This window comes from Saccharopolyspora erythraea (genome assembly GCF_018141105.1).
Lineage (GTDB): Bacteria > Actinomycetota > Actinomycetes > Mycobacteriales > Pseudonocardiaceae > Saccharopolyspora_D > Saccharopolyspora_D erythraea_A.
In genome coordinates, this window is the sequence record NZ_CP054839.1 from 468215 (window position 1) to 491403 (window position 23189).

The following is a 23189-nucleotide window of genomic DNA, read 5'->3' on the forward strand; positions in this document are numbered from 1 at the left end:
TGGCGTCAGCCCAACAGCTCGGCGTAGTGGCCCGCCCTGAGGTCCGCGCCCTTGATCTCCGAGGTGACGTCGGGGCCGAGGACGCCCGTGTCGGCTGTGTAGGAGACGCCGCCCTTCGGGCCGAGAGGCAAGGCGATCATGGGTGGCGCGGGCTCGTAGGTGGTCAGGGGTTCGCCCCCGCCGTTGATCAGCGCGCGGATGTTGGCCGCGACCACGTCGGCGTGGTCGCCCGCGGACTTCGCCATCTTGGCTTCCGGGAGAGCGGTGATGTCGCCGATGGCGAAGACCCGCTCCTGGCCGGGCACCCGCAGGTCGGAGGTGACCTCGACGTGGCCGGCCGCGGTGCGGGCGGCTGCCAGGTCGCCGGCGAGGTAGCCGGTCGCGGGTTCGACGCCGAAGCAGCGGAACCAGATGTCGGCGGTGATCTCCGCGCCGGTCCCGGTCGTGGCGGTGAAGGTCTTGTGCTCGCCGGGCTCGGACGGGGGCTGCTCGCGCAGGGAGGTGCCCATGACGAGCTCGATCCGCAGTTCCTCGAGTTGCCTGCGCAGCTCGCTGCGGAACTCCGCGGGGAACGCGGGCAGCACGTCACCGGCCGGGTCCACGATGGTCACGGCCTTCTCCGGCCACACCGCCCTGATCTCGCCGGCGAACTCCAGCCCGACCGGTCCGGCGCCGAGCAGCAGGACCCGGTCGGCACGCTCCAGCGAGTCCCGCGTGGCGTGGAGCCTGTCCTTCGCGCCGGCGCTGTCCAGCGCGTCGATCTTCGCCGGGAACGGGTACGACGAGCCGGTCGCGAGGACGACGTAGTCGGCTTCGATCGTCTGCCCCGAGCCGAGCGCGATCTCGGTTCCGGACACGCGAACGGCCCGGTCGCGTACGACCCGGCCGCGTTCGAGCAACCGGTCGTAGCGGTAGAAGAGCCGGTCGGTCCACTCCCTGTCGACGACACCGCGCAGCGCGGCGACGTTGTGGACGAAAGCGTCCCGGGGCTCCACGAGCACGACGGCGGCGACGTCGTCGAGCGCCCTCGCGACGGCCATCCCGCCGTATCCCCCACCCAGCACGGCCACGGTTGCGGTCATGACCCCTCCTAGTTCGTAGTACCAACAGTACGTACTACGAACTACATTAGTTCGTGATGCGAACCAACGTCAAGTACACTGATCGCGGAGGGACGTGATGACCGAGACGCTTGCGGAGCCAGGCCGGGGAGCCGATCACGGCACCGATCGAGGGGCCGATCACGGCGCCGAGTGCGGTATGGAGACCGGGCTCGCGGCCGGGCTGGTGCGGCTGACGCACCTGGTGCAGCACGTGTTCGCCGAGGTCAACCGCGACTTCGACCTGACTCCGCAGCAGGCGCAGCTCCTCTGCATGCTCATCGACGGACCGATCGGCATGGGCGAGCTCAGCCGGTTGCTGCACCTGGAGAAGTCCAGCCTCACCGGCCTGGTCGACCGGGTTCAGCGCCGCGGCCTGGTGGAGCGCGTGCGCGACGACCGCGACCGGCGGGCGTGCCGGATCGCGTTGACGGCCGAAGGCGTCCGGCTGGGCAACGAGTCGCACTCGGCGGTCGCCGCGCGGCTGGAGGAGATGGGCGGCGCGCTGCCGCGGGCCGAGCGAAAGCGGCTGGCCGACGCCATCGGTCGCATCCTCATCGAGAACGGCGTCCCGGGCGCGTAGCTCCTCGCGGCCACGTCAGGCCGGGTGTGCGGCTCCTCAGCGGACGCGGCGGAACTGCACGGTCGGAGCCTCGCTCGGCTCCCGGCTCGGGATCCGCGACGTGGCGCCTTCGAAGGGTCCGGCGCCGACGCCCACCGCCGCGAACTCCTCCGTCGGGGCCTCCGCCTGGTTCTTCGTCCGGCGGTCCTGTCGCACGCGCTTGACGACGAACCAAACCACGGCCGCCGCCACCGCGACCAGCACGGCCTTCGACAGCACGCCCGCGTACTGCTCGACGAGGTGCCAGTTCTCGCCCAGGTAGAAACCGGCGATCACGAAGATCGAGTTCCACACCAGGCTGCCGAGGGTGGTGAACAGCACGAACGTGCTCACCGGCATCCGGTCGACGCCGGCGGGCAGCGAGATGAAGCTGCGGAACAGCGGGATCATCCGGCCGAAGAACACCGCCTTGACGCCGTGCTTGGCGAACCACGCCTCGGTGCGGTCGACGTCCTCCAGCTTGACCAGTGGCATCTTCGCGGCGATGGCGTGCGTGCGCTCCCTGCCGAGTTTCGCGCCGAGGGCGTAGAGAGCCAGCGCGCCGAGCAGGGAGCCGAGGGTCGTCCAGAAGATCGCGCCGCCGACGGTCATCCCGCCGCGGCTGGCGGTGAACCCGGCCAGCGGCAGGATCAGCTCGCTGGGGATCGGCGGGAACAGGTTCTCCAGCGCGATGATCAAGCCAGCGCCGGGTCCGCCGAGCGCTTCCATGACCCCGATCACCCACCCCGTGAAGCCCGTCGGTTCGGCGGTGGCAGTGGCTGGCAGGGGCATGAACGTCTCCAAGCGGGGGCGGTATGTCCGTTATCGCCATGATCCCAGCCGTTGGGCGCACTTCCGTCGTCGGCAGTGTGATCTATGCCATTCCTGAGGGGGTGCTCAGGACCGTCGGCAATCCAGGAGCGCACGCGCGCCGCTCTCTGCGAAGCTGTCGGGGTGCGAGTGGCGGTGCTGGGCCCGTTCCGGCTGTGCGCGGCCGACGGTCACCCGATCGACGTCGGCGGCGCACGGGTGCGCATGCTGCTCGCGCGGCTGGCGCTGGACGCCGGCCGCACGGTGCCGACCGAGACCCTCATCGACGACCTGTGGGGCGCCAACCAGCCGTCGGGCGCGCTCAACGCGCTCCAGTCGCTGGTCTCCCGCGCCCGGCGCGCGCTCCCCGACGACCTCGTGCTCCAGTCGGCCGCGACGGGCTACGCCCTCAAGGCCGACGCCGCCGACGTCGACGCGCACCGCTTCGCGGGCCTGGCGGCCGAGGGCCGCGGCCTGCTCCGCGACGGCCGCTTCGCCGCGGCCGCGCGCACGCTGCGCGACGCGCTGCGCCTGTGGCGCGGCGGGGCGCTCGTCGACTTCGTCGACGCGCCCTTCGCCGCGGCACAGGCGGCCCGGCTGGAGGAGTTGCGCCTGGGTGCCATGGAGGACCGCATCGATGCCGACCTGCGCGCCGGGCGAGACGGAGAGCCCGTCGAACTGGTCGAGCTCGTCGCCGAGCTGGACGGGCTCTGCGCCCGCCACCCGCTGCGGGAGCGGTTCACAGGGTTGCGCATGCGGGCGCTGTACGCGGCGGGGCGGCAGGCCGACGCGCTCGGCGCCTACGAGGCGTTGCGCCGCAGGCTCGCCGACGAGCTGGGCGTCGACCCGTCGCAGGAGCTGCGCGACCTGCACGGCGCCGTGCTGCGCGGCGAGCCTCGCGAGCACCGGGACCGGCCGCCGGTGCTGCCGAGCAGGCTGAGCAGCTTCGTCGGCCGGGAGGCCGAGATCGAGCAGGTCCGGGCCGCTATGGGCCGCTCGAAGCTGGTCACGCTGTTCGGACCCGGCGGGGCGGGCAAGACCAGGCTGGCGACCGAGACCGCGGCCGGTGTCGACGATCGCCGGGCGTGGTTCGTCGAGCTGGCGTCGGTGCGCCAGGGCGAGGACCTGCCCTCCGCGGTGCTGGCATCGGTCGGGGTCCGCGAGACCCGGCTGCTCGACACCACGCCCGCGGATGCGATGACCAGGCTTGTCGACGGCTTGTCGGGTGCTCCCGCGCTGCTGGTGCTGGACAACTGCGAGCACGTGATCGGTGCCGCCGCGCAGTTCGTGCAGGACCTGCTGGCCTGGTGCCCGCAGCTGGGGGTGCTGGCCACCAGCCGCGAGCCGCTGGCGCTCACCGGGGAGGAGCTGCTGCCGGTCGGCCCGTTGGGCCTGCCGGACGGTGAGGCGCCGCTGGAGGCCGACGCCGTCCGGCTGTTCGCCGACCGGGCGCGGTCGGCGCGGCCCGGCTTCGTGCTCGACGACGCCACGACCGCCGACGTGGTCGAGGTCTGCAGGCGGCTCGACGGCATGCCGCTGGCCATCGAGCTGGCCGCCGCGCGGCTGCGGGCGATGAGCGTGCGGCAGGTGGCCGCCAGGCTCGACGACCGGTTCCGGCTGCTGACCAGCGGAAACCGCGCTTCGCTCGCTCGGCACCGGACGTTGCGCGCGGTCGTGGAGTGGAGCTGGGACCTTTTCGGTGAACCGGAGCGCCTGCTGGCCAGTCGGTTGTCGGTGTTCGCGGGCCCGGCTCGGGCGGAGTCGGTGGCGGCGGTGTGCTCGGACGTGCGGCTGCCCGCCGATGACGTCTTCTACGTGCTGTCCTCGCTGGTGGAGAAGTCGTTCGTGGAGGCGGTCGACGGTGACCGCTACCGGATGCTGGAGACGGTGCGCGCCTACTGCGACGACCGGCTCGCCGAGTCCGGCGAGCGCGACCGGGTGCGCACCGCGCACGCGGAACACTTCGTCGAGCTGGCAGAAACCGCTTCGCCGCGGCTGCACCGTGCCGAGCAGGTGGAGTGGCTGGCGCGGCTCGACGCCGACCACGACAACCTGATGACCGCGCTGCGCTGGGCGATCAGCAGCCAGAACGCCGGCCTCGGCGTCCGGATGGGCGGCGCGCTGGCGTGGTACTGGTCGATGTCGGCCCACGGCGAGCTGGTCTCCCGGCTCGAGGCGTTGACCTCGATGCCGGGCGACGCCCCGCCGGAGGGCAGGGCGGTGCTGGACTTCATCCAGGCGATGATGAGCCAGACCGCCTCGTGGACCGAACGGATCGGGGCGGCCGCCGCCCGGCTGCGCGACACCGGCGCGGCCCGCCGCTACCTGTACGTGACGATCATGGAGCCGATGGCGTGGATGTTCGTCGGCGACTGGGCCGAGATGGACGCCGCGGTGCGGCGCAACCTCGAGCACCCCGACCCGTGGGCGCGGGCGGCGGCGCTGTTCTCCCGCGCTTTCGGCGCCGAGCACGGTGGTGACGCGGCAGGCGGCGAGGAACACATGCGGGCGGCGGCGCGGGCGTTCCGCGAGCTGGGCGACCGCTGGGGCATCGCCCAGTCGATGGGGAGCCTGGCCGGGTTCCGGTCGTTGCGCGGGGACCACGCGGGGGCCGTCGAGGCGCTGGAGGAGTCCGCCGAGACCCTGCGTGAGCTGCGCTCCGACGAAGAGGTCGTGCCGACCATGGTGCGCATCGGCATGGAGCACGTGCGGGCGGGCGACATCGCGGAGGGCCGCCGCTGCCTGGAGCAGGCCGACGAACTGGCCGCGGCCTCCTTCGCCGAGTTCGCGCGGCTCGGATCGCTGACCGCGCTGGGCGAAGCCGCCCGCCGCGCGGGCGATGTGGAGCGGGCGCGCGCCTACTTCGCGCAGGCGCGCGAGTTGCTGGCTGCCTCGCCGATGACCCCGCCGCCCCTGCGCCAGGTTGCGCTCGCCATGGAGGCGCGGGCCGACATCGACGAACACCGGCTCGACGACGCCCGCACCCGGCTGCGCGAGTCGTTGGACAGCAGCGGTGAGATCCCGATGATGCCGACGATCGCGATGATCGCGGAGCAGACGGCCCTGCTGCGCTTCGCCGCCGGAGCTCACCGCCAGGCGTCCTACCTGCTCGGGGTCGCGGTCGCGCTGCGCGGCATGCTCGACGAGGGCGACCCCGACATCCGGGCGGTGCTGCCCGCGCTGGACGCACCGGACCTGCGGTCCGAACGCGACCGCGGCGCCGCGCTCACCCACGAGGCCGCGCTCGCCGCGCTCCGGGAAGTGCTCGGCCCGCGCGCTTAGCAGGCGAAGCCCCGCCCGCGCCACGGTCAGTGGAAGGCGATGCCCTGTAAGACTGGCGAATTCCCAATCGAAGATCAGCGGTGCGTGATCACTGGTCCGATAAGGGTGTTTTTGGAATTCGATGGCGTTACATGGTTTGCCGAGCGCGCCGGTGATCCCTAGCGTTGGCGAAGTCGATCAAGAACGGATGCTCGCAATTCGAGGTGTCCGAGTGCGCGGTCGGCAGGCGTGAAAATCATATCTCGTTTCTACGGATGGGACAGCATGCGCAACTACGCTCGAATCCTGGGAGTGGCCGCCGCCGTTGCGGCCGCGGTGGCGGCCGGTGCCCCGGCCTTCGCCGCCGACGCCGGTGCCGCGGGCGCGGCAACCGCGGCTGCCGCGGCCCAGAACGGCGGCGGCGGTGACGGCGGCAACGCGGGCAACTCCACGAACGCGCTGAGCTGCCTGGTCGAGGTCGGTGTCGCGAACCCGAACGCCGCCGGTGGCTGCAACCCGAATTCCAACGGAGGTGCGGGCGGCTCGGCCACCGCCGCCCCGCAGGAGGACTGAGCCGCTCCGCGCTCTCGCAACGTCGGTGACGAATGTGCCGGTCCCTTCACGGGGCCGGCACATTTTTGCGTCCTCGCCGAGCGGGGTCGTTGGCATTGCGCCGAACATGCGGTCGGTTCGCGAACCGGTTTCCCAATTCCGGAGCGGATTATTTGACACGTCCGGCGGAATTCGCCGAAATCGCCGCCGCGAATGCCGCCGAAAACGACTCGTCCCCTCCCGCGTCCAGATCGCGGAAGGGGACGAGTGCGCTCGAGCCCGGGAAGTTCCCCGAAACGCCCCGGGCGAGCGGCCCGGGTCAGACCCGGCGGCGGTAGGCCCACATGGCCAGCGGGAAGAACACGGCCACCAGCACGACCATCCAGATCAGCGTCGCGGTGAGCGGCCCGGCCACCGGCCCGCCGATCATCAGCCCCCGCGCGGTGTCGGCGAGCTTGGTCACCGGGTTGATCCCGTTCCACGCCTGCAACCAGCCCGGCATCGTCTCCAGCGGCACGAACACGTTGCTGCCCATGGTCAGCGGGAACATGAACGACATCGCCACGCCCGGCAGCGCCTGCTGGCTGCGGATCAGCATCCCGAGGAACACCGAGATCCAGCACATCGCCAGCGAGAAGGCGATCACGATCACGACCGCCAGCAGCACCGAAACCGCGTCGGTCTGGATGCGGAAGCCCATGATCGTGCCGAACACCAGCAGCACCGCGATCGACACCACGTAGCGGACGACGTCGCCCAGCACCGCGCCGATCAGCGGCGCCGACCGCGCGACCGGCAGGCTGCGGAACCGGTCGAACACGCCCTTGGTGATGTCGTTGTTGAGCTGCATACCGGTGCCGAGGCTGGCGAAGACCATGTTCATCGCCAGCACACCGGGCAGCGTGATCTGCAGGTACGCGCCGGTGTCACCGGAGATCGCGCCACCGAAGAGGTAGACGAACATGACCAGGAACAGGATCGGCTGCAGGGTCACGTCGAGCAGCCCGGCAGGCGACTTGCGGATCTTGAGGATGCTCCGCCCGGCCAGCGTCAGGCCGTGCCGGATCGCCCGCAGCGGACCGACCCGCTCGGCGGAGGGCGCGGGCGCCGCGCTGGTCGCGCCCGGGGTGGGTTCCAGGGTCGTCGTCATGCCGCCGTGCCCTCCTTCTCGTCGTCGAGGCCGGCCGATTCGCCGGTGATCGCCAGGAACACCTCGTCCAGGCTCGGCAGCCGCAGCGCCAGCTCGTCGGCGGTGATGCCCGAGTCGTCGAGCCTGCGCACCAGCGTCGACAGCAGCACCGGGTCGTCGACCGGCGCGGTCAGCAGCCCGCTGTCGTCGTCGACCTTGGGCTGTGCGCCGGTCAGCTCGGCGAGGATCGTGCGCACCGTCGGCAGGTCGGCGAGCGCGCTCGGCCGGACCTGCAAGGTCTGCCCGCCGATGCGGCGCTTGAGCTCGTCGGCGCGCCCGTCGGCGACCACGCGGCCCCGGTCGATCACGCTGATGCGGTCGGCGAGCTGGTCGGCCTCCTCCAGGTACTGGGTGGTCAGCAGGACCGTCACGCCCTCGCCGGAGAGGGTGCGGACCATGTCCCAGACCTGGTTGCGGCTGCGCGGGTCCAGCCCGGTGGTCGGCTCGTCGAGGTAGAGCACCTCCGGGCGGCCGACGAGGCTCGCGGCGAGGTCGAGCCGCCGCCGCATGCCGCCGGAGTAGGTCTTGATGGCCCTGCCGCCCGCGTCGGCGAGCCCGAAGCGGTCGAGCAGCTCGGCCGCGCGCGCCCGCGCGTCCCGGCGCGTCATCTCCAGCAGGCGGCCGATCAGGACGAGGTTCTCGGTACCGGTCAGCTCCTCGTCGACCGACGCGTACTGCCCGGCGAGGCCGATGCGGTTGCGCACCGCCACCGGGTGGCGCACCACGTCGTGGCCCGCCACGACCGCGCGCCCGGCGTCGGGGCGCAGCAGGGTCGCCAGGATGCGGACCGCGGTGGTCTTGCCCGCGCCGTTGGGGCCGAGCACCCCGCGGATCGAACCGGCGGGCACCTCCAGGTCGACGCCCGCCAGCGCCGTGGTGGAACCGAAGCGTTTGACCAGACCCTCGGCCTGGATCGCGAATGACATGCAACCTCCTTCTGGGGCTCCGCGTCCCACTTTCGGCGCACCCGCTGACAGACTTCGCACACAGCGCTGACAGGCTGGGTGACCTGGGGAACAGGCCGTGTCAGCCCGGAACCGACGTGGTGGGGGGAGAGGTGGAGGGGACGCTCGACGACGTCGAAGCCGACGAGGACCGCGAGCCCGGCCGGCGCAAGTCGCCGGCGGTCACGGTTCTGCTGGTGCTGGCGGCGCTGGTGTTCGCCGGATGGGCCGCGCTGCCGCTCACCGGCTACGACTCGAACCGCTACGCGGCCGCGCTGGTGGCGCTGACGCAGTACGCGGTGCCGGCCGGGCTGGTGCTGGTGGTGCTGGCGCTGGTGCTGCGCCGCTGGCTGACTACGCTCGTCGTCGGCCTGGTGACCGCGGCGCTGGTGGCGTCGGTCGCGCCGCGCGCGATCCCGGACCCGCCGACCCCCGTGCAGGGCACCCCGCTGAAGGTGATGTCGGCGAACCTCTACTTCGGCGAGGCCGACGCGGCGCGGGTCGTCGAGCTGGTGCGCAGCAACCGGATCGACGTCCTGAGCCTGCAGGAGCTCACCCCCGAGCTGGCGGCGGCGCTGGACCGAGCGGGCCTGGGCGAGCTGATGCCGCACCGGGTGTTCGAGGCCCACGCCGGGGCCGAGGGCACCGGCATCGCCTCGCGCTACCCGCTGCGGAGCCTGGCGCTGGTGCCGCCGACGACGATGCGCCAGCCGTCGGCGCTGGTGGACCTGCCCGGCGACCGGGACGTCGAGCTCGTCGCGGTGCACCCGGTCATCCCGGTCGGCAGCGACACGGTGGGGGACTGGCAGCGCGAGATCACCGTCCTGCCGCACACGCCCGCCGAGAGCCGGCCGCCGAGGGTGCTGGCGGGGGACTTCAACGCCACGCTCGACCACAGCCCGCTGCGCGGTCTGCTCGGCCGCGGCTACGCCGACGCCGCCGAGGTCACCGGCGCCGGCCTGCGGCCGACGTGGCCGCGCGCCGACGCCTGGCTGCCGCCACCGGTGACGATCGACCACGTGCTGGTCAGCGAGGGTGTCGTGGTGCAGGACTACCGCACGTTCGAGGTCGCGGGCGCCGACCACCGCGCCGTCGTCGCGCACCTCGTCGTCGGGCGCTGACGGACCGCCACGGAGCCGGGGGTGACCCTGCCCCGATGAGGGGCCGTCCGTCCGCGTCAGCCCAGCGGCCCCGGACCTTCCAACGCGGCCAGCAGATCGGCCAGCCCGGTGACCAGCTCCTGGCGACGACTGGGGTCCAGGCCGGAGAGCAGCTGCCGCTCGGCCTCCAGGTTCCGGCGGAACGCCCGGTCGATCACCTCGCGTCCCCGCTCGGTCAGGGCGATGCGGGCGCTGCGCCGGTCGCGCGCGTCGACGGCGCGTTCCAGCAGGCCGCGCTCGGCGAGTTGCTGGATCCGTTTGGTGGTGGCCGCACCGGAGGACACCGTCAGGCCGTTGAGGCGTCCCGGCGTCACCGGGGCATCGGACCGCCGCAGGGCGCAGAGCAGGTCGAACTCCGCCCGGTTGAGCCCTTCCTCGGCGAAGGCGGCGTCGAGGCGCTGGCGCAGGACGGCGGAGGCCCGAAGCACGCGTCCGACCACGTCGATGCTGCTGGTGTCCAGGCCGGGATGGACCTCCCGCCACTGCGACCGGGCGGTGTCGATCAGATCGGGTGTACGTTTCATCTCACTGTTGTTTCACTCGTGAAATACTTCGGCTAGCGTAGCAGCACGTGCCGACCACTGTGCTGACTCGACGTCTCGGGGACACCTTCCGGCTGCGCAGGGGCGGGCCGGTGGTCTGGCCCGCGACCCGGGCCTTCGTCTCGGTGCTCGCGCCGATGGCCGTGCTCCTCCAGTTGGACCGCCTCGACCTGGCCGCCGGTGCCGTGTTCGGCGCCCTGACCAGCGTTTACGGCCGCAGCGAGCCCTACCGCCAGCAGGCGCGGACGCTGGCGGCGGTGGCCGCCACGATGGTCGTGGCGGTCGCGGCCGGCGACCTCATCGCGGTGTTCGGCGCCGGGCACGTCTGGCACGAGGCACTGGCGCTGCTCGGCACGGCGGTGGTCGGCGCCGTGACCACCGCCGCCGCCACCGCGGCGAAGGTCGGTGCGCCCGGCGGGCTGATCTTCGCCTTCGCCACCGGAGCCTGCGCGCACCTCGCGCTGGAACCCGCCGACCTCGGCCCGCACCTCGCGGTCGCAGCCGCCAGCGCCGCGTTCGCTTGGGCGGTGGGCACCGCGGGTGCCGTGGTCAGCGGGCTGGGGCCGCAGCGCAGGGCCGTCGCGGCGGCGCTGGAGGCCACCGCGGCGCACCTGGCGCCGGGCGGCGACCTGGATACGCGCCACCGCGCCGCGGTCGCGGTCGAGACCGCCTGGAACAGCGTCGCGCTCGTCGGTCGACGCCACCGGGAGACGAGGGCGCACCTCGACCTGGTGCGCGCGGTGGAGACCTGTGAGGCCCTGATCGTGGAGGCCGGCGACGCGGATGTGAACGCGTTGCGCGCCGCCGCCACCGCTGTCGGCGCCGGCCGGCGGCTCCCGATGGCCGGGCGGTCCGCGGTGACGGCCGTGCCGCCCGCACCGCGGTCGCGCTGGGTGCTCGTCCGCGGCGTCATGCGCGCCGCGCTGCGCCCGAAGCGTCATGCGAGCTGGCTGCTGCCCTACGCCGCCAGGGTCGGCGTCGCGGCGCTGCTGGCCGGCGCGCTGGCCGACCTGGCGGGCATCGGCCACGCGTACTGGGCCGCCGTGTCGGCGGTGTCGGTGTTGCAGGCGACCAGCACGTCGACCTCGGTGCCGCGGATGATCCAGCGCGTCCTGGGCACGGTCTTCGGCGTGCTCGCCGGTGTCGCGGTGCTGGCGGCGCAGCCCGCTCCGTGGGTGCTGGTCGTGGTGCTGGCGGTGTTGCAGTGGGGTGCGGAGATGACCGTCATGGCCAACTACGCCCTGGGTCTGTTCTTCGCGACGCCGGTCGCCCTGCTCGTCAGCGGGCTGGCCACGCCCGCGGAACCGGCCGAGCTGGCCTCGAACCGCTTCTGGGCCACGCTGCTCGGCGGCGCGATCGCCGTGGGGGTGGCGTGGCTGGCGCCCCGCGGACCCTGGCTGGGGCGGGTGCACCGGGCACTGGCGCGGGTACGCGACCTCAGCGCGGAGACCCCGCCGCGCCCGCAGGCGCTGCGCGCCGCGCTGGTCGAGCTGCACGACGCCTACGACGTCGCACAGGGCGAGGTGCGCGACGCGGAGCTGCCTACGCGGGAACTGCTCGAGGTCTCGCACCGGGCGTACGCGCTGGCGGACTCCGCACTGCCGACGAGACCGGCGTCGCCGACGACCTGACCGGCCGCCGCAAAACCCGTGGGTCTTCCGGGTCGCCATGCCAACCCGGAAGACCTCGGGTCGCGCCGGTCTCAGCCCTGCGGCTTGGACTCCTGGACCACCTCGAACTCCAGCAGGCTGGATCCGGTGGCCACCGGGTTCTTGTGCTCACCGGCGTGGGCCTCCTTGGCCGGGCCCTTGGCCCAGTTCTGGAAGTCCTCCTCCGTCTCCCACCGGGTGTAGACGAAGTACCGGTTCTCGCCGTTGACCGGGCGCAGGAGCTCGAAGCCCAGGAAGCCCGGTGCGCTGTCCACCGAGCCGTGCCTGCTCGCGAACCGCTTCTCCAGTTCGGGGCCCTTGCCTTCGGGGACCTCGATCGCATTGATCTTCACAACCGCCATATAGCAAGCCTACGCATTCGGCCGGGCGCTGCCACTACAGCGCTACCTGCGGGTGCAGCCTGCCGATGGTCCACATCCGCTGCCGCATCACCACCGCGGTGGTCATGGCCAGCGCCGCCACCAGGAAGCCCGCCAGCATCACCGCGGACTCCACCAGCACCTCGGTCAGGCCACCGGAGATCGTCACGCGCAGGCCGTCTACGAGGTAGGTCATCGGCAGGTACGGGTGGATCACCTGGAACGGGCCCGGGGTGGTCTCCACCGGGTAGAGCCCGCCGCAGGCGGTGAGCTGCACCATCAGCAACACCAGCGAGAGCAGTCCGCCGACCGCCCCGAACGCCGTGCGCAGCAGGTGGTCGATGGCCACGAACGCCGCGGCCGCGAGCGCGACCAGCCCGATCGTCCACCACATGTTCCGGGGCTGGAGGCCGAGTCCGAGGTCGACCACCCCGTACAGCAGGAGCCCGCCGACCACTCCGAGCGTCGCGGCGGGCAGGTAGCCGGCGAGCGTGATCGTCGTCGCGCCGACCCGTCCGGCCACCGCGCGGAAGTTGAGCGGCCTGAGCACCAGGTAGGCGAACAGGCCGAACACCCACAGCGCGATCGAGAAGAAGAACGGGGCCAGGCCGCGGCCGTAGACCGCGGCGGGGTTGAGGTTGGCGGTCTCGATCCGCGCCGGCGAGGCGAGGACGTCGGCGGCCTGGGCGACCTGGCCCGGGTTGGTCGGCGGGATCTGGTCGAGGCCGCCCGCGACCAGCCCCTGGATGCGCTTGGCCCCGTTGTTGAGCTGGTCCGCGCCGGTCTGCAGCACGCCGCTGTTGGCGACCAGCGTGCTGAGCCCGCTGGTGACGCCCTTGGACCCGGCTTCGAGCTCGCCGGTGCCCTTGGTGAGGGTCTCCATCGGCCCGGTGCTCTCCCGCACCTGCTCCCGCAGCGGTTGGACGTCCTTCTGCAATGCCCGCGCCCGGGAGTCCGCCTCCTGCGCGGTGCCGAGCGCGCGTTCGGCGGCATTGGAGGTGGCGGTGGCGGTGGACGAGAGCTTCCGGGCGTTGTCCAGCGCTCGCCGGTAGACCGGGTCGTCGCCGACCGCCGGGTGCTTGCGGGCCAGCTCCTCCAGGTCGGTCGCGCCCGTCGCGGACCGGTCGCGGACGGCCGCGGTCGCGGTGCTGATCTCGTCGAGGGTGCGCACCGCGACACCGCTGGCGCCGACCACCGTGCCGACCGCGTCGGGCAGCTTCTCGGTGGCGACTTCGGTGAGGTCACCGATCTGCGCGTCGAGCTGCGCGGTCGCCGAGGAGATGTCGGAGACCCCGCGCGAGATCCGGCCCGCGCCGTCCCGCACGCCGCTGAGGCCCTTGGTCAGCGCGGCCGTGCCCTGCTCACCCAGCTCGGAGCTCTTGACCAGCTCCTTGGACGCCTCCGATGCCATCTGCAGCTTCTCGCGGGCCTGGTCCAGCTCGCCGTAGAGCGCGCGGGCGTAGCTGGCGTGGGCGGCGGCGTTGATCTGGTTCTGCAGCCGCGACCTTACGGTGTCGGCCATGATCCCGACGATGAAGCCGTTCGCGTCGTTCTTGGTGACCAGCAGCTCGGCCCGCTTGGGCTCGGCGTCGGCGGCGCTGGCCAGCTTCGCGCTGAAGTCGCGCGGAACCTCGATGGTGAAGTAGTAGCGCCCCTGCTCCAGGCCGCTCCGCGCGTCGGCGCTGTCGGTGAAGTGCCAGTCGAAGGTGCGGGCGGCCTTGAGCTGCTCGACGAACTGGCCGCCCGCGTCGATGAGCTCCTTGTCGTGGCGCACCGGGTGGTCGTTGTTGACCACGGCCACCGGCACCGCGCCGAGCCTGCCGTAGGGGTCCCAGTTCGACCACAGGTAGAGCCCGCCGTAGAGCAGCGGTACCAGGATCAGCACCAGCGGCACCCAGCGCCGCAGCGGTCCGCGGAACCGCAGGAACTCCAGTCGCGCAAGCCTGATCGCCTTCACCGCAACCCTCCGTTCCACGAGAGGATCTCGGTCGGCTCGCCGAACTGGAACAGCGGCAGGTGCACCACGGCCGCGTCACCGGGCGGCGCGTCGGTCGAGCCCGCGACCACCGTCATGCCGGTCTGGGCGACCGCCCGCAGCGCGGACCACACCCGCGCGCGGCTGCCCCGCGGCAGGCCCACGTCGATGTCGTCGACCACGATCGCGGCGGGCTCGGCGGCGATGGCCAGCGCGACCGACAGCAGCAGCCGCTCGGCCGGGTGCAGCTCGCAGACCAGCGCCCACGGGTCGGGGTCCAGCCCCACGGCCGCGAGGGACTTCTCGACGTCGAGCTCGGAAACCCCGAAGATCAGCCGCTGCTCGGTCACGGCCTCGCGCACGCGGTACTTGTCCTCCAGCTCGAAACCCGGGCGCAGCCGCGCGGGGAGCACCAGCCTGCGCACCGCCCTGGCCCGCGCGGGCAGCACGTAGCCCGAGACCTCCAGATATCCGGCGACCGTCCGCAGCCTGCCTGCCAGCGCGTACAGCAGTGCGGTCCGGCCGCTGCCGCCCGGACCGGTGACCACGCCGAGATCGCCGGGCCGGAACCGAAGGTCCACGTTCTCGAAGACGATGCCTTCGGGGCCGAGCGCGGTGATGCCCCTGGCGAAGAAGTCGGCGCCGTCGATGTCCACAGCAGGCTCCTAACGTCGCACGCTGGCTGATCCAAAGTGGCTGCCAGCGAGGACGTGGGCAACTCGTAACAGCCGCCCGCGCGATCTCCACTGTGGAGCAGGCCGTTCCGGGCGGCTGCCCGGATGCCCCGTTGGAATGAACTTGGCGGAGCCGGGGTCAGAGCGCCAGCACGGGCTCGACCTCTCCGGTGCGCGTGTCGATGACGCCGATCTCGCTGACCGGCGCCCGGATCGGCTCCGGCGGGCACAGCTCGGCGAAGCCCGTTGCCAGCTCGGCGCCGGTGATCCCGATGGCCAGCGTGCAGTGCGGGATCCACGCGCCCGGGAAGTAGTACGCCGACGGGGCCGAGACCTTGCCCGCCAGCACGTCGTGGACCGCGGAGTGCACCGCGATCAGCTCGGTGTCGACGACAGCGCCGAGCAGCAGCACCGACTCGTCGCTGGGAAAGGTGCCCAGCGTGTAGAGCCACAGGTCAGGCACCGAGAGCAGGCTCAGCTCGGCGCGCAGGTCGCGTCGCGCGCCCTCGGGGATCCTGCCCGCGACGGCGAGCGTGACGTGCGGCCGGTGCCTGCGGTGCCCGCGGGAGGCCAGGCTCGGCACCCCGGCCGCCTCCAGCCGCTTCCACAGCGCCCGGACCGCCTCCTCGGCGGAGTCGTCGAAGAACAGCCCGAGAGCGTGCGCCATGGCTCAGTGCTCTCCGGGGAGCGCGAACCGGCCGTCGTCGGTCTGCTCCAGCAGCCCGTCGACCAGCAGCGAGTCGAGGCAGCGGTCGCGCTGGCCCGCGTCGGCCCACACCGCGTCGAGCTGGTCGCGGGTGACCGGGCCTTCGGTGCCGCGCAGCACGTCGAGGAGCTTGCCGCGCACCTGGCGGTCGGTGCCCGCGAACTTCTGGACCTTCTTCGGCGGACCGGCGTAGGCGGGCCTGCCCGCGTGCTGCCAGGCGCAGTCGTGGGCGATCGGGCACGACTCGCACGCGGGGGAGCGGACGGTGCAGACGACCTGCCCCAGCTCCATCAGCGCCGCCGACAGCCGGGCGGCCTCGGCGTCGCCGTCGGGCAGCAGCGCCTCGACGTCGGCGAGGTCGCGCTTGGTCGACGGCGGGCCCGCGTCACCGGCGCCGTGCACCGCGCGGGCCACGACGCGGCGGACATTGGTGTCCACGACGGGAGCGCGCCTGCCGTAGGCGAAGGCCGCGACCGCGCGGGCCGTGTAGGCGCCGATGCCGGGCAGCGCCAGCAGGGTGTCGACGTCGGAGGGGACCACGTCGCCGTGCTCGGCGGCGATGGTGGTGGCGGCCTCGTGCAGGCGCAGCGCCCGGCGCGGGTAGCCCAGCTTGCCCCACGCGCGCAGCACCTCGGCCTGGCTCGCCGCCGCCAGGTCGGAGGGGCGCGGCCAGCGCGCCATCCACTCCTCCCAGATGGGCTGCACCCTGGCCACCGGGGTCTGCTGGAGCATCGTCTCGCTGACCAGCACACCCCATCCGGTCGTGCCGACCGCGCGCCACGGCAGCGGGCGCGCGGTCGCCGCGAACCAGTCGATGAGCTCGACGGGGTTCAGCGGGGAGGTGGCGGCATCTCGTTCGGCACCGATCTTCATGTCGCTTCCGATAGTGCCAGGCTCGCCGGCCGGTCCGGCCGGCGGTCCGGGCCGCTGTCAGCCGCGCGCCCCGGCGGGGGCGGAGGCGTCGGCGGCGGTCTCGGAGACCTCGGTCAGGGCACCCGTGCCGATGTCGGCCACGAAGCCGCGCAGGCTCGTCGTCAGGCCCAGGAACGGGCTGCGCCGCACGCGTGCCATGCACTGGCGCACGTCCTGCTCGGCGTCGGCGAAGGTCTCCACCGACCACGACGGCCGCTGGCCGGTCTCGGCCTCCAGCTCGTCCTTGAACTCGCCCTCGGTGAAGGTCGCCAGCCCGCAGCCGGTGTGGTGCACGAGCATGACCTCGCGGGTGCCGAGCTTGCGCTGGCTGATCGCCAGCGACCGGATGACGTCGTCGGTCACCGCGCCGCCCGCGTTGCGGATGACGTGCGCCTCGCCGGCGTGCAGCCCGAGGCTCGCGCCGAGGTCGATCCGGCAGTCCATGCACGTCACGACCGCGACCCGCAGCGACGGCTGCGCAGGCAGTCCGGGATCGCTGGCATCGCGGACGTGGAGCTCGTTGCGCTGCACGATCTCGTCGCAGGCGGTCACTGTTCCTCCCGGCAGGTGTGGCCGAACGTCGGGGTCCGCGTCGCGGCGCGGCTACTGCGTCCGAGGGAACCCGTGGCGTGGCGTTTTGACAAGGCTTTCCTGATCCACACCACATTTCCCGATACGCCTGATCAGGTGAGCGTGGCTTCGGGCACGCTCGGTAGCGGCGGGGCTACCTTCGGTGGCGTGATGGACCCCATGGGACCGCTGCCGACCGCGGTGTACTGGCGTCGCAGGGCGGTCGCGCTGTCCGCCGCCGCCCTGGCGGTGGGGCTCGCGGGATGGGCGGTCGTGGCCGTCACCGGTGGCGAGCCGCAACCGCGGGCGGCCTCAGCGCCTCCGCCGCCACCACCGCCGACGGTGTGCCCGGACCCCGCGCTGCGGATCGTGGCCGAACCCCTCAAGCCCGAGTTCCGCCTCGGCGACGGCGTCGGCCTGCGCATCCTGGTGATCAACGACGGCGACCGCGCATGCCTGCGCGACACCAACCGCGAGCTGCGCGAGCTGCTGGTGACCACACCCGACGGCAAGCACGTCTGGGGCAGCAACGACTGCTACCGCGAGTCCACCAACGAGGTCCCGCTGCTGCGGCCCGGCCAGTCGGTGCACAACGACGTCCTGTGGACCGGCGAGCGCTCGGCGCCGGAATGCCCGCCGACCGCAGAGGTCGCGTCCGCCGGGGAATACCTGCTGGTCGCCAAGCTCGGCGGGCTCACCAGCCGGCCTGTGCCGTTCCGCCTGATCGGTCAGGCGTAGCGCGCGGGTACCTCGCTGCGGCGGACGGGGCCAGGACTTCGGCGATCAGGCGTAGCGGTCCATGATCGAGGCTTCGGCCAGCCGGGACAGGCCCTCGCGGACCTGCCTCGCCCGCGACTCGCCGACCGACTCCACCACGCTCAGGTCCTCGGCGGTCGCCGCCAGCAGGTTCTGCAGCGAGCCGAAGTACTCGACGAGCTGCTTGCGGGCCACGGCGGGCAGCCTCGGCACCCTGGCCAGCAGCCGGTAGCCGCGCGGCTGGAGGTGCTGGTCCAGCGCCTCCAGTGTGCCGGGGTAGCCGAACGCCTTCGCGATCGCCGTGAGGTCCAGCAGGGCGGTCCCGTCCAGCTTGGCCAGCGCCTCGGCGACCTCCTCGGAGGTCGGCATCGGACCGCCGGTCGGCAGGTACTCCTGCACGATCAGCTCCCGGTCGATGTCGACCCGGTCCAGCGTCCGGCGGCCCTGCCTGGTGCCGCGAGTGTCCCGCTCGGCGCCGACCAGCTCGTCGAGCTGGAGCTCGATCAGCCTGCCGTCCTGGCCCAGCTCGACCACGTCGACCTCGATCTCGTCGGCGATGCGGCGCACCATCTCCAGCCGCTGCACGACGGTCATCGCGTCCCGCAGCGTCACGTAGTCCTCGATCTCCAGCGCCGACAGGGTCTGGGCGACCTCGGCCAGCCGCGCCGTGTAGCGCTCCAGCGTCGCCAGCGCCTGGTTGGCGCGGGAGAGGATGTCCGGCGAACCGATGAGCAGGTGGCGGTGGCCCTGGAAGTACAGGCTGATGATGCTCATCGACTGGCTCACCGAGACCACCGGGTAGCCGGTGTGGATGGCGGTGCGCTCGGCCGAGCGGTGCCGCGTTCCCGACTCGTCGGTCGGGATGCCGGCGTCGGGCACCAGCTGCACGTTGGCGCGCACGATCCGGGTCGCGTCCGAGGAGAGCACCACCGCACCGTCCATCTTGGACAGCTCGCGCAGCCGGGTCGCGCTGAACTCGACGTCGAGATGGAAGCCGCCGTCGCACAGCGACTCCACCACCTCGTCGTAGCCGAGCACGACGAGCCCGCCGGTGCGGCCGCGCAGGATGCGTTCCAGGCCGTCGCGCAGCGCCGTGCCGGGCGCGAGCCAGCCGAGCGTGGCGCGCAGCTTCTCGTTCACGCCCGGGCCCGCTTCAGGACGCGCAGCGCGGCGCGGATGTCGGGCACGACGGTCGTCCGCACGCCGCGCGGCAGCGGACCGGAGTCCGGCGGCACCAGCGCGTGGTCGAAGCCGAGCCGGGCGGCCTCGGCGAGCCTGCGGCCGACGGCGTTGACCCGGCGGATCTCGCCGGCCAGCCCGACCTCGCCCACGGCGATCACGTTCGACGGCAGCGGCACGCCCCGGCGCGACGAGGCCACCGCCAGCGCCACGGCGAGGTCGGCGGCGGGCTCGGAGACCTTCATGCCGCCGACGGTCGCGGCGAACACCTCCTGGTCACCGGTCTTGACACCGCCGTGCTTGTCCAGCACCGCGAGCATCATCGACACCCGCGCGGAGTCCAGGCCGCTGACCGCGCGCCGGGGCATCGTCATCTGGGTGGGCGTCACCAGCGCCTGCACCTCGGCCAGCAGCGGGCGCTTGCCCTCGACCATGACCGTCACCGCGGTGCCCTCGACCTGCGTCTCCTGGCGGTTGACGAACAGCCCCGAGGGGTCGGCGACCTCGGCGATGCCGTCGTCGCGCTGCTCGAAGCAGCCCACCTCGTCGGAGGGGCCGAAGCGGTTCTTGACCCCGCGCAGCATCCGCAGCGAGGAGTGCCGGTCGCCCTCGAAGTGCAGCACCACGTCAACCAGGTGTTCGAGTACGCGCGGGCCCGCGACGGAGCCCTCCTTGGTCACGTGACCGACCAGCAGCACCGGCAGCCCGCGCTCCTTGGCCAGCGCGACCAGCGCGGAGGTCACCGCGCGCACCTGCGTCACGCCGCCGGGGCTGCCCTCGGCCTCCGGCGACTGCACGGTCTGCACGGAGTCGACGATCAGCAGGCCGGGTTTGACCGAGTCCACGTGCCCGAGCACCGAGCCCAGGTCGCTCTCGGCGCCGAGGTAGAGCTGCGGGTGCACCGAGTCGGTCCGCTCCGCCCGGAGGCGCACCTGACCTGCGGATTCCTCGCCTGTCACGTAGAGGGAGGGCCCGCCCTTGCCGGTCGCGGCCCAGCGGTGGGCGACCTCCAGCAGCAGCGTGGACTTGCCGACCCCGGGCTCACCGGCCATCAGCACCACCGCGCCGGGCACGATGCCGCCGCCGAGCACGCGGTCGAGCTCGCCGATGCCGGTCGATACGGCCCGCGCCGAGTCGAGGTCGACCTCGGCGATCGGGCGGGCGGGGGTGGCCGGGGCGCCCGCGGCGACCTTGGCCAGCGCGGGCCGCGCCGCGGCGGCCTCGTCGATCGTGCCCCACGCCTGGCAGCTCGGGCAGCGACCGACCCACTTGGCCACCTCGTGGCCGCAGTCGGCGCAGCGGAAGCCGGGGCGGGCGGTACGGGCGTTCTTCGGGGGCACTGCGCGAGGCTATCTGCCGCATCCGACTACGTCGTGGCGACCACCCGGGCGGCCCGGGCTCACCCACCCGACGGCATGTCCCTGGTCGGGTGGGCCGGCCGCACCCCGCCACACGCCGTGCAGCGGGCCGGCATCCGGCCCCGGACACGACGAAGGGCCGCCCGCTGGTCGCGGACGGCCCTGTCGGTGGCTCTGGCCGGGGTCAGTGCCCGGAGCCGTGGGGGGCGCCGTGCTCGGGGCGCGGCTTGTGGTCGGGGCCGATCGGGACCTGCACCGTCACCGCGCCGGCCTTCTCGAAGACGAAGGTCACCGGGATGGTCACCCCGGGGGTGATGTCCTGGGTCAGGCCGTTGAGGGTGATGCGGATCTCGCGCTGGTCGGACGGGCCGCCCTGGGCGCTGGGCGCGTTGCTCGCGGTCGGCGCGTGGCTCGACGTCGGCTCCTGCTGCGTCGTCGCGTGCCCGGACTCCTGCCGCGCGCCGTCGGCGTGCAGGGCGGTGCCCGCGGGCAGGTCGCTGGTGCCCTCGATCTGGGCGGTGGCGGCGTAGGTGCTGGAGACCTGGACCAGGCGGTCGTCGACGGCGCCGTCGTTGGACAGGACCAGCTTCAGCGGGGCGGAGGAGCCCGCCCGGTAGACGCTGCCGTGCTCGGGGAAGGTCATCTGCGCGTCGCGGACGGCGATCTCCTTGACCGTCCCGTTCCCGCCGCTGACGGCGGCGACCTGGGTGTCGGTCTCGGTCACCTGACCGGCACTGCATCCTCCGAGTGCGACGACGGCGCCGAGTCCGAGTGCGGCCGAGGCCAACCGCAGGCGAACGGCCTTCTGGTGCTGTGGGCGGCTCACGGTTGCAGCGTCCCTCCTGATTGCCGGACAACCGGGAGGGAGCTTAATCCCCCGCGAGCGCGGGGTCGGCCGAGCCCCCTGCCCGGGCACCGCCCGGACCCGCCGCCGGGGGTGCCGCGACGATCTCCACCGTCCGTCCACAATGGATCATTTCATGGTCCCGAAGGGGTGCGCCTTGCATGCCCGGCGGTCGTTTGTCAACCCCCGCCCATGGCCTGACCTGCGATTACGGATGGTGAGGCGGTCGAGGCCCGGTTGTGGCCCGTGTTAAACTGGGCATAGCGAAAGGGGCAGAGGACACATGGTTTTCAAGGTCGGAGAGACCGTCGTCTACCCGCATCACGGTGCCGCGCTCATCGAAGCAATCGAGACTCGTGTGATCAAGGGCGAGGAGAAGCAGTACCTCGTCCTGAAGGTCGCGCAGGGTGACCTGACCGTACGCGTTCCCGCCGACAACGCCGAGATCGTCGGTGTCCGGGACGTCGTCGGTCAGGAGGGTCTCGATCGGGTCTTCGACGTGCTGCGTGCTCCGCACACCGAGGAACCGACCAACTGGTCCCGTCGGTACAAGGCCAACCTCGAGAAGCTCGCATCCGGCGATGTGAACAAGGTGGCCGAAGTGGTGCGCGACCTCTGGCGACGCGAGAAGGATCGTGGCCTGTCCGCAGGCGAGAAGCGCATGCTGGCCAAGGCTCGTCAGATACTGGTCAGCGAGCTGGCGCTGGCCGAAGGTACCGACGAGGGCAAGGCGGAGACCCTGCTGGACGAAGTCCTTGCCACCGCAGTCTGACCACCACCGCAACCGGAACCACCAGGCGTGAGCGTCGTCGCGCTGGTCCCCGCCGCTGGTCGCGGGGTGCGGCTGGGCGCCGGGATGCCCAAGGCGCTGGTTCCGGTCGCGGGTGAGTCGTTGCTGTCGCGCGCGGTCCGAGGTCTGCACGACTCGGGCCGCGTGCGTCATGTCGTGGTGGCGGCACCGGCCGACGAGGTGCCCGCCGTGGAGGCCGAGTTCGCGTCGTTGCGGTCCTTCGTGCATGTGGTGCCCGGAGGAGCGGAACGAACCGACTCGGTGCGGCTGGCGCTCGCCGAGGCCGAGCGGGCCGTGCCCGACGCGCGCGTCGTGCTGGTGCACGACGCCGCGCGGGCGTTCACCCCGCCGTCGGTGGTGCGCGACGTCGTGCGCGCCGTCGAGGAGGGCGCGCCCGCGGTCGTGCCGGTCCTGCCCGTCGCCGACACCATCAAGCAGGTCGACGAGGCGGGCGACGTCGAGACGACGGTGGACCGCTCGCGCCTGCGCACCGTCCAGACCCCCCAGGGATTCGCCATCGACGTGCTCCGCCAGGCGTACGCGGCGGCCGGTGACATCGCCACCGACGACGCCGGGCTGGTCGAGCGCATCGGCGGGAAGGTGAGCACCGTGCCCGGGCACCCCCATGCCCTCAAGATCACCACTGCCTTCGACCTCGCCATCGCCGAGGCGGTGCTCGCGTGATCCCCAGGATCGGCCAGGGCGTGGACGTGCACCCGGTGGAGGCCGGCCGCGAGTGCTGGGTCGCGGGGCTGCTGTGGCCGGGCGAGGACGGCTGCGCGGGGCACTCCGACGGCGACGTCGCCTCCCACGCGCTGTGCGACGCGCTGCTCTCGGCGGCCGGGCTCGGCGATCTCGGCGCGGTCTTCGGCACCGGCGACGACCGCTGGGCCGGGGCGCACGGCGCCGAGCTGCTCGCCGAGGTCCGGCGGCGGGTCGCCGACGCCGGGTTCGGCATCGGCAACGCCGTGGTCCAGGTCGTCGGCAACCGCCCGCGCATCGGCAAGCGCCGGGAGGAGGCGCAGCGGGTGCTCTCGGAGGTCCTCGGCGCCCCGGTGTCGGTCTCCGGCACCACCACCGACGGACTCGGGCTCACCGGTCGCGGCGAGGGGATCGCGGCGGTCGCGACGGCTCTGGTGTTCCCCGTGGAGAGTTAACGCGCTGCTACCTTGGGGCGAAGTCGGGGAAAGTTCAGGGTCTGCTCCCTAGGCGACCGGCATGTCGCCGGGTCATCCTC

At 72.8% G+C, this 23189-nt stretch carries 23 protein-coding genes; 9 read left to right on the plus strand and 14 right to left on the minus strand.

All coding sequences use genetic code 11. The annotated features are described in order from the left end of the window. Nucleotides 1-5 precede the first annotated feature (5 nt). The gene (locus HUO13_RS02200) at nt 6-1082 is read right to left on the minus strand and encodes an FAD-dependent oxidoreductase (protein WP_211899837.1); all 1077 of its coding nucleotides are present in this window, start codon (nt 1080-1082) and stop codon (nt 6-8) included. Nucleotides 1083-1179: 97 nt separating this feature from the next. Here HUO13_RS02200 and HUO13_RS02205 point away from each other — a divergent pair, with 97 nt between their 5' ends. Beyond that, a complete protein-coding gene (locus tag HUO13_RS02205) occupies nt 1180-1683 on the plus strand; it encodes a MarR family winged helix-turn-helix transcriptional regulator (protein ID WP_211899838.1) in 504 nt (167 codons plus the stop codon). Between the two features lie 36 nt (nt 1684-1719). Here the strand turns inward: HUO13_RS02205 and HUO13_RS02210 are convergent, their stop codons facing one another. Beyond that, entirely contained in the window at nt 1720-2493 is a 774-nt protein-coding gene (locus HUO13_RS02210; protein WP_249124399.1) for a DedA family protein, read from the minus strand. Between the two features lie 162 nt (nt 2494-2655). On the opposite strand from HUO13_RS02210, the gene HUO13_RS02215 reads away from it, so the two are divergent. Next, a complete protein-coding gene (locus HUO13_RS02215) occupies nt 2656-5793 on the plus strand; it encodes a BTAD domain-containing putative transcriptional regulator (protein ID WP_211899840.1) in 3138 nt (1045 codons plus the stop codon). Between the two features lie 264 nt (nt 5794-6057). After that, nucleotides 6058-6345 carry a hypothetical protein gene (locus HUO13_RS02220; protein WP_211899841.1) on the plus strand — a complete coding sequence of 96 codons (288 nt, stop codon included), beginning with the start codon at nt 6058-6060 and terminating at the stop codon, nt 6343-6345. Between the two features lie 298 nt (nt 6346-6643). Here HUO13_RS02220 and HUO13_RS02225 read toward each other — a convergent pair whose 3' ends face one another. Beyond that, nucleotides 6644-7474: an ABC transporter permease gene (locus HUO13_RS02225; RefSeq protein WP_211899842.1), complete on the minus strand. Its 831-nt coding sequence runs from the start codon at nt 7472-7474 to the stop codon at nt 6644-6646. Continuing rightward, a complete protein-coding gene (locus tag HUO13_RS02230; RefSeq protein WP_211899843.1) occupies nt 7471-8439 on the minus strand; it encodes an ATP-binding cassette domain-containing protein in 969 nt (322 codons plus the stop codon). Before HUO13_RS02230 ends, HUO13_RS02225 begins: the two co-directional genes overlap by 4 nt. A 116-nt stretch (nt 8440-8555) precedes the next feature. Here HUO13_RS02230 and HUO13_RS02235 point away from each other — a divergent pair, with 116 nt between their 5' ends. Next, nucleotides 8556-9578, plus strand: a complete 1023-nt coding sequence (locus HUO13_RS02235; protein ID WP_349253359.1) for an endonuclease/exonuclease/phosphatase family protein — start codon at nt 8556-8558, stop codon at nt 9576-9578. A gap of 56 nt (nt 9579-9634) precedes the next feature. On the opposite strand, the gene HUO13_RS02240 is transcribed toward HUO13_RS02235, so the two are convergent. Then, a complete protein-coding gene (locus HUO13_RS02240) occupies nt 9635-10141 on the minus strand; it encodes a MarR family winged helix-turn-helix transcriptional regulator (protein ID WP_211899844.1) in 507 nt (168 codons plus the stop codon). Nucleotides 10142-10188: 47 nt separating this feature from the next. On the opposite strand from HUO13_RS02240, the gene HUO13_RS02245 reads away from it, so the two are divergent. After that, nucleotides 10189-11790 carry an FUSC family protein gene (locus HUO13_RS02245; RefSeq protein WP_211899845.1) on the plus strand — a complete coding sequence of 534 codons (1602 nt, stop codon included), beginning with the start codon at nt 10189-10191 and terminating at the stop codon, nt 11788-11790. A gap of 71 nt (nt 11791-11861) precedes the next feature. Here HUO13_RS02245 and HUO13_RS02250 read toward each other — a convergent pair whose 3' ends face one another. The 6 genes from HUO13_RS02250 to HUO13_RS02275 all read right to left on the minus strand — a co-directional run bounded on the left by HUO13_RS02250 (nt 11862) and on the right by HUO13_RS02275 (nt 17007). Next, nucleotides 11862-12170, minus strand: a complete 309-nt coding sequence (locus HUO13_RS02250) for an antibiotic biosynthesis monooxygenase family protein (protein WP_211899846.1) — start codon at nt 12168-12170, stop codon at nt 11862-11864. Between the two features lie 34 nt (nt 12171-12204). Further along, nucleotides 12205-14145, minus strand: a complete 1941-nt coding sequence (locus HUO13_RS02255; protein WP_211899847.1) for a YhgE/Pip domain-containing protein — start codon at nt 14143-14145, stop codon at nt 12205-12207. Beyond that, nucleotides 14142-14819 (minus strand): ATP-binding cassette domain-containing protein, encoded by a 678-nt coding sequence (locus tag HUO13_RS02260; RefSeq protein WP_211899848.1) that lies wholly within the window; start codon nt 14817-14819, stop codon nt 14142-14144. Before HUO13_RS02260 ends, HUO13_RS02255 begins: the two co-directional genes overlap by 4 nt. A gap of 157 nt (nt 14820-14976) precedes the next feature. Continuing rightward, nucleotides 14977-15504, minus strand: coding sequence for a 2'-5' RNA ligase family protein (locus HUO13_RS02265; protein ID WP_211899849.1), 528 nt, complete (start codon nt 15502-15504; stop codon nt 14977-14979). Nucleotides 15505-15507: 3 nt separating this feature from the next. Beyond that, a complete protein-coding gene (locus HUO13_RS02270; RefSeq protein WP_211899850.1) occupies nt 15508-16416 on the minus strand; it encodes an A/G-specific adenine glycosylase in 909 nt (302 codons plus the stop codon). A gap of 57 nt (nt 16417-16473) precedes the next feature. Further along, nucleotides 16474-17007 (minus strand): beta-class carbonic anhydrase, encoded by a 534-nt coding sequence (locus tag HUO13_RS02275; protein WP_211899851.1) that lies wholly within the window; start codon nt 17005-17007, stop codon nt 16474-16476. Between the two features lie 189 nt (nt 17008-17196). Between HUO13_RS02275 and HUO13_RS02280 the strand changes: the two genes are divergently transcribed. Continuing rightward, nucleotides 17197-17763: a hypothetical protein gene (locus tag HUO13_RS02280; protein WP_249125025.1), complete on the plus strand. Its 567-nt coding sequence runs from the start codon at nt 17197-17199 to the stop codon at nt 17761-17763. 45 nt (nt 17764-17808) lie between these two features. On the opposite strand, the gene disA is transcribed toward HUO13_RS02280, so the two are convergent. The 3 genes from disA to HUO13_RS02295 all read right to left on the minus strand — a co-directional run bounded on the left by disA (nt 17809) and on the right by HUO13_RS02295 (nt 21144). Beyond that, nucleotides 17809-18921 carry a DNA integrity scanning diadenylate cyclase DisA gene (gene disA / locus HUO13_RS02285; RefSeq protein WP_211899852.1) on the minus strand — a complete coding sequence of 371 codons (1113 nt, stop codon included), beginning with the start codon at nt 18919-18921 and terminating at the stop codon, nt 17809-17811. Continuing rightward, on the minus strand, nt 18918-20300 hold the full coding sequence (gene radA / locus HUO13_RS02290; RefSeq protein WP_211899853.1) for a DNA repair protein RadA: 1383 nt from the start codon (nt 20298-20300) through the stop codon (nt 18918-18920). The genes disA and radA overlap by 4 nt, the downstream gene beginning before the upstream one ends. A gap of 202 nt (nt 20301-20502) precedes the next feature. Then, entirely contained in the window at nt 20503-21144 is a 642-nt protein-coding gene (locus HUO13_RS02295) for a copper chaperone PCu(A)C (protein WP_249124400.1), read from the minus strand. Between the two features lie 301 nt (nt 21145-21445). Here HUO13_RS02295 and HUO13_RS02300 point away from each other — a divergent pair, with 301 nt between their 5' ends. Genes HUO13_RS02300 through ispF form a run of 3 tightly spaced genes read left to right on the plus strand, consistent with a single transcriptional unit; the run spans nt 21446 to nt 23109 of the window. After that, nucleotides 21446-21934 carry a CarD family transcriptional regulator gene (locus HUO13_RS02300; protein WP_009947449.1) on the plus strand — a complete coding sequence of 163 codons (489 nt, stop codon included), beginning with the start codon at nt 21446-21448 and terminating at the stop codon, nt 21932-21934. Between the two features lie 27 nt (nt 21935-21961). Beyond that, nucleotides 21962-22636, plus strand: coding sequence for a 2-C-methyl-D-erythritol 4-phosphate cytidylyltransferase (ispD, locus tag HUO13_RS02305; RefSeq protein ID WP_211899854.1), 675 nt, complete (start codon nt 21962-21964; stop codon nt 22634-22636). Then, on the plus strand, nt 22633-23109 hold the full coding sequence (ispF, locus tag HUO13_RS02310; protein ID WP_211899855.1) for a 2-C-methyl-D-erythritol 2,4-cyclodiphosphate synthase: 477 nt from the start codon (nt 22633-22635) through the stop codon (nt 23107-23109). Before ispD ends, ispF begins: the two co-directional genes overlap by 4 nt. Nucleotides 23110-23189: the final 80 nt, after the last annotated feature.

Bases quoted from the DNA above. Each gene is read 5' to 3' on its own strand.
- HUO13_RS02230 (WP_211899843.1), bottom strand. From the start codon at position 8,439: ATGTCATTCGCGATCCAGGCCGAGGGTCTGGTCAAACGCTTCGGTTCC.
- HUO13_RS02270 (WP_211899850.1), bottom strand. From the start codon at position 16,416: ATGAAGATCGGTGCCGAACGAGATGCCGCCACCTCCCCGCTGAACCCC.
- HUO13_RS02280 (WP_249125025.1), top strand. From the start codon at position 17,197: ATGGACCCCATGGGACCGCTGCCGACCGCGGTGTACTGGCGTCGCAGG.
- HUO13_RS02250 (WP_211899846.1), bottom strand. From the start codon at position 12,170: ATGGCGGTTGTGAAGATCAATGCGATCGAGGTCCCCGAAGGCAAGGGC.
- HUO13_RS02240 (WP_211899844.1), bottom strand. From the start codon at position 10,141: ATGAAACGTACACCCGATCTGATCGACACCGCCCGGTCGCAGTGGCGG.
- HUO13_RS02200 (WP_211899837.1), bottom strand. From the start codon at position 1,082: ATGACCGCAACCGTGGCCGTGCTGGGTGGGGGATACGGCGGGATGGCC.
- HUO13_RS02300 (WP_009947449.1), top strand. From the start codon at position 21,446: ATGGTTTTCAAGGTCGGAGAGACCGTCGTCTACCCGCATCACGGTGCC.
- HUO13_RS02220 (WP_211899841.1), top strand. From the start codon at position 6,058: ATGCGCAACTACGCTCGAATCCTGGGAGTGGCCGCCGCCGTTGCGGCC.
- HUO13_RS02205 (WP_211899838.1), top strand. From the start codon at position 1,180: ATGACCGAGACGCTTGCGGAGCCAGGCCGGGGAGCCGATCACGGCACC.
- HUO13_RS02265 (WP_211899849.1), bottom strand. From the start codon at position 15,504: ATGGCGCACGCTCTCGGGCTGTTCTTCGACGACTCCGCCGAGGAGGCG.
- HUO13_RS02225 (WP_211899842.1), bottom strand. From the start codon at position 7,474: ATGACGACGACCCTGGAACCCACCCCGGGCGCGACCAGCGCGGCGCCC.
- HUO13_RS02210 (WP_249124399.1), bottom strand. From the start codon at position 2,493: ATGCCCCTGCCAGCCACTGCCACCGCCGAACCGACGGGCTTCACGGGG.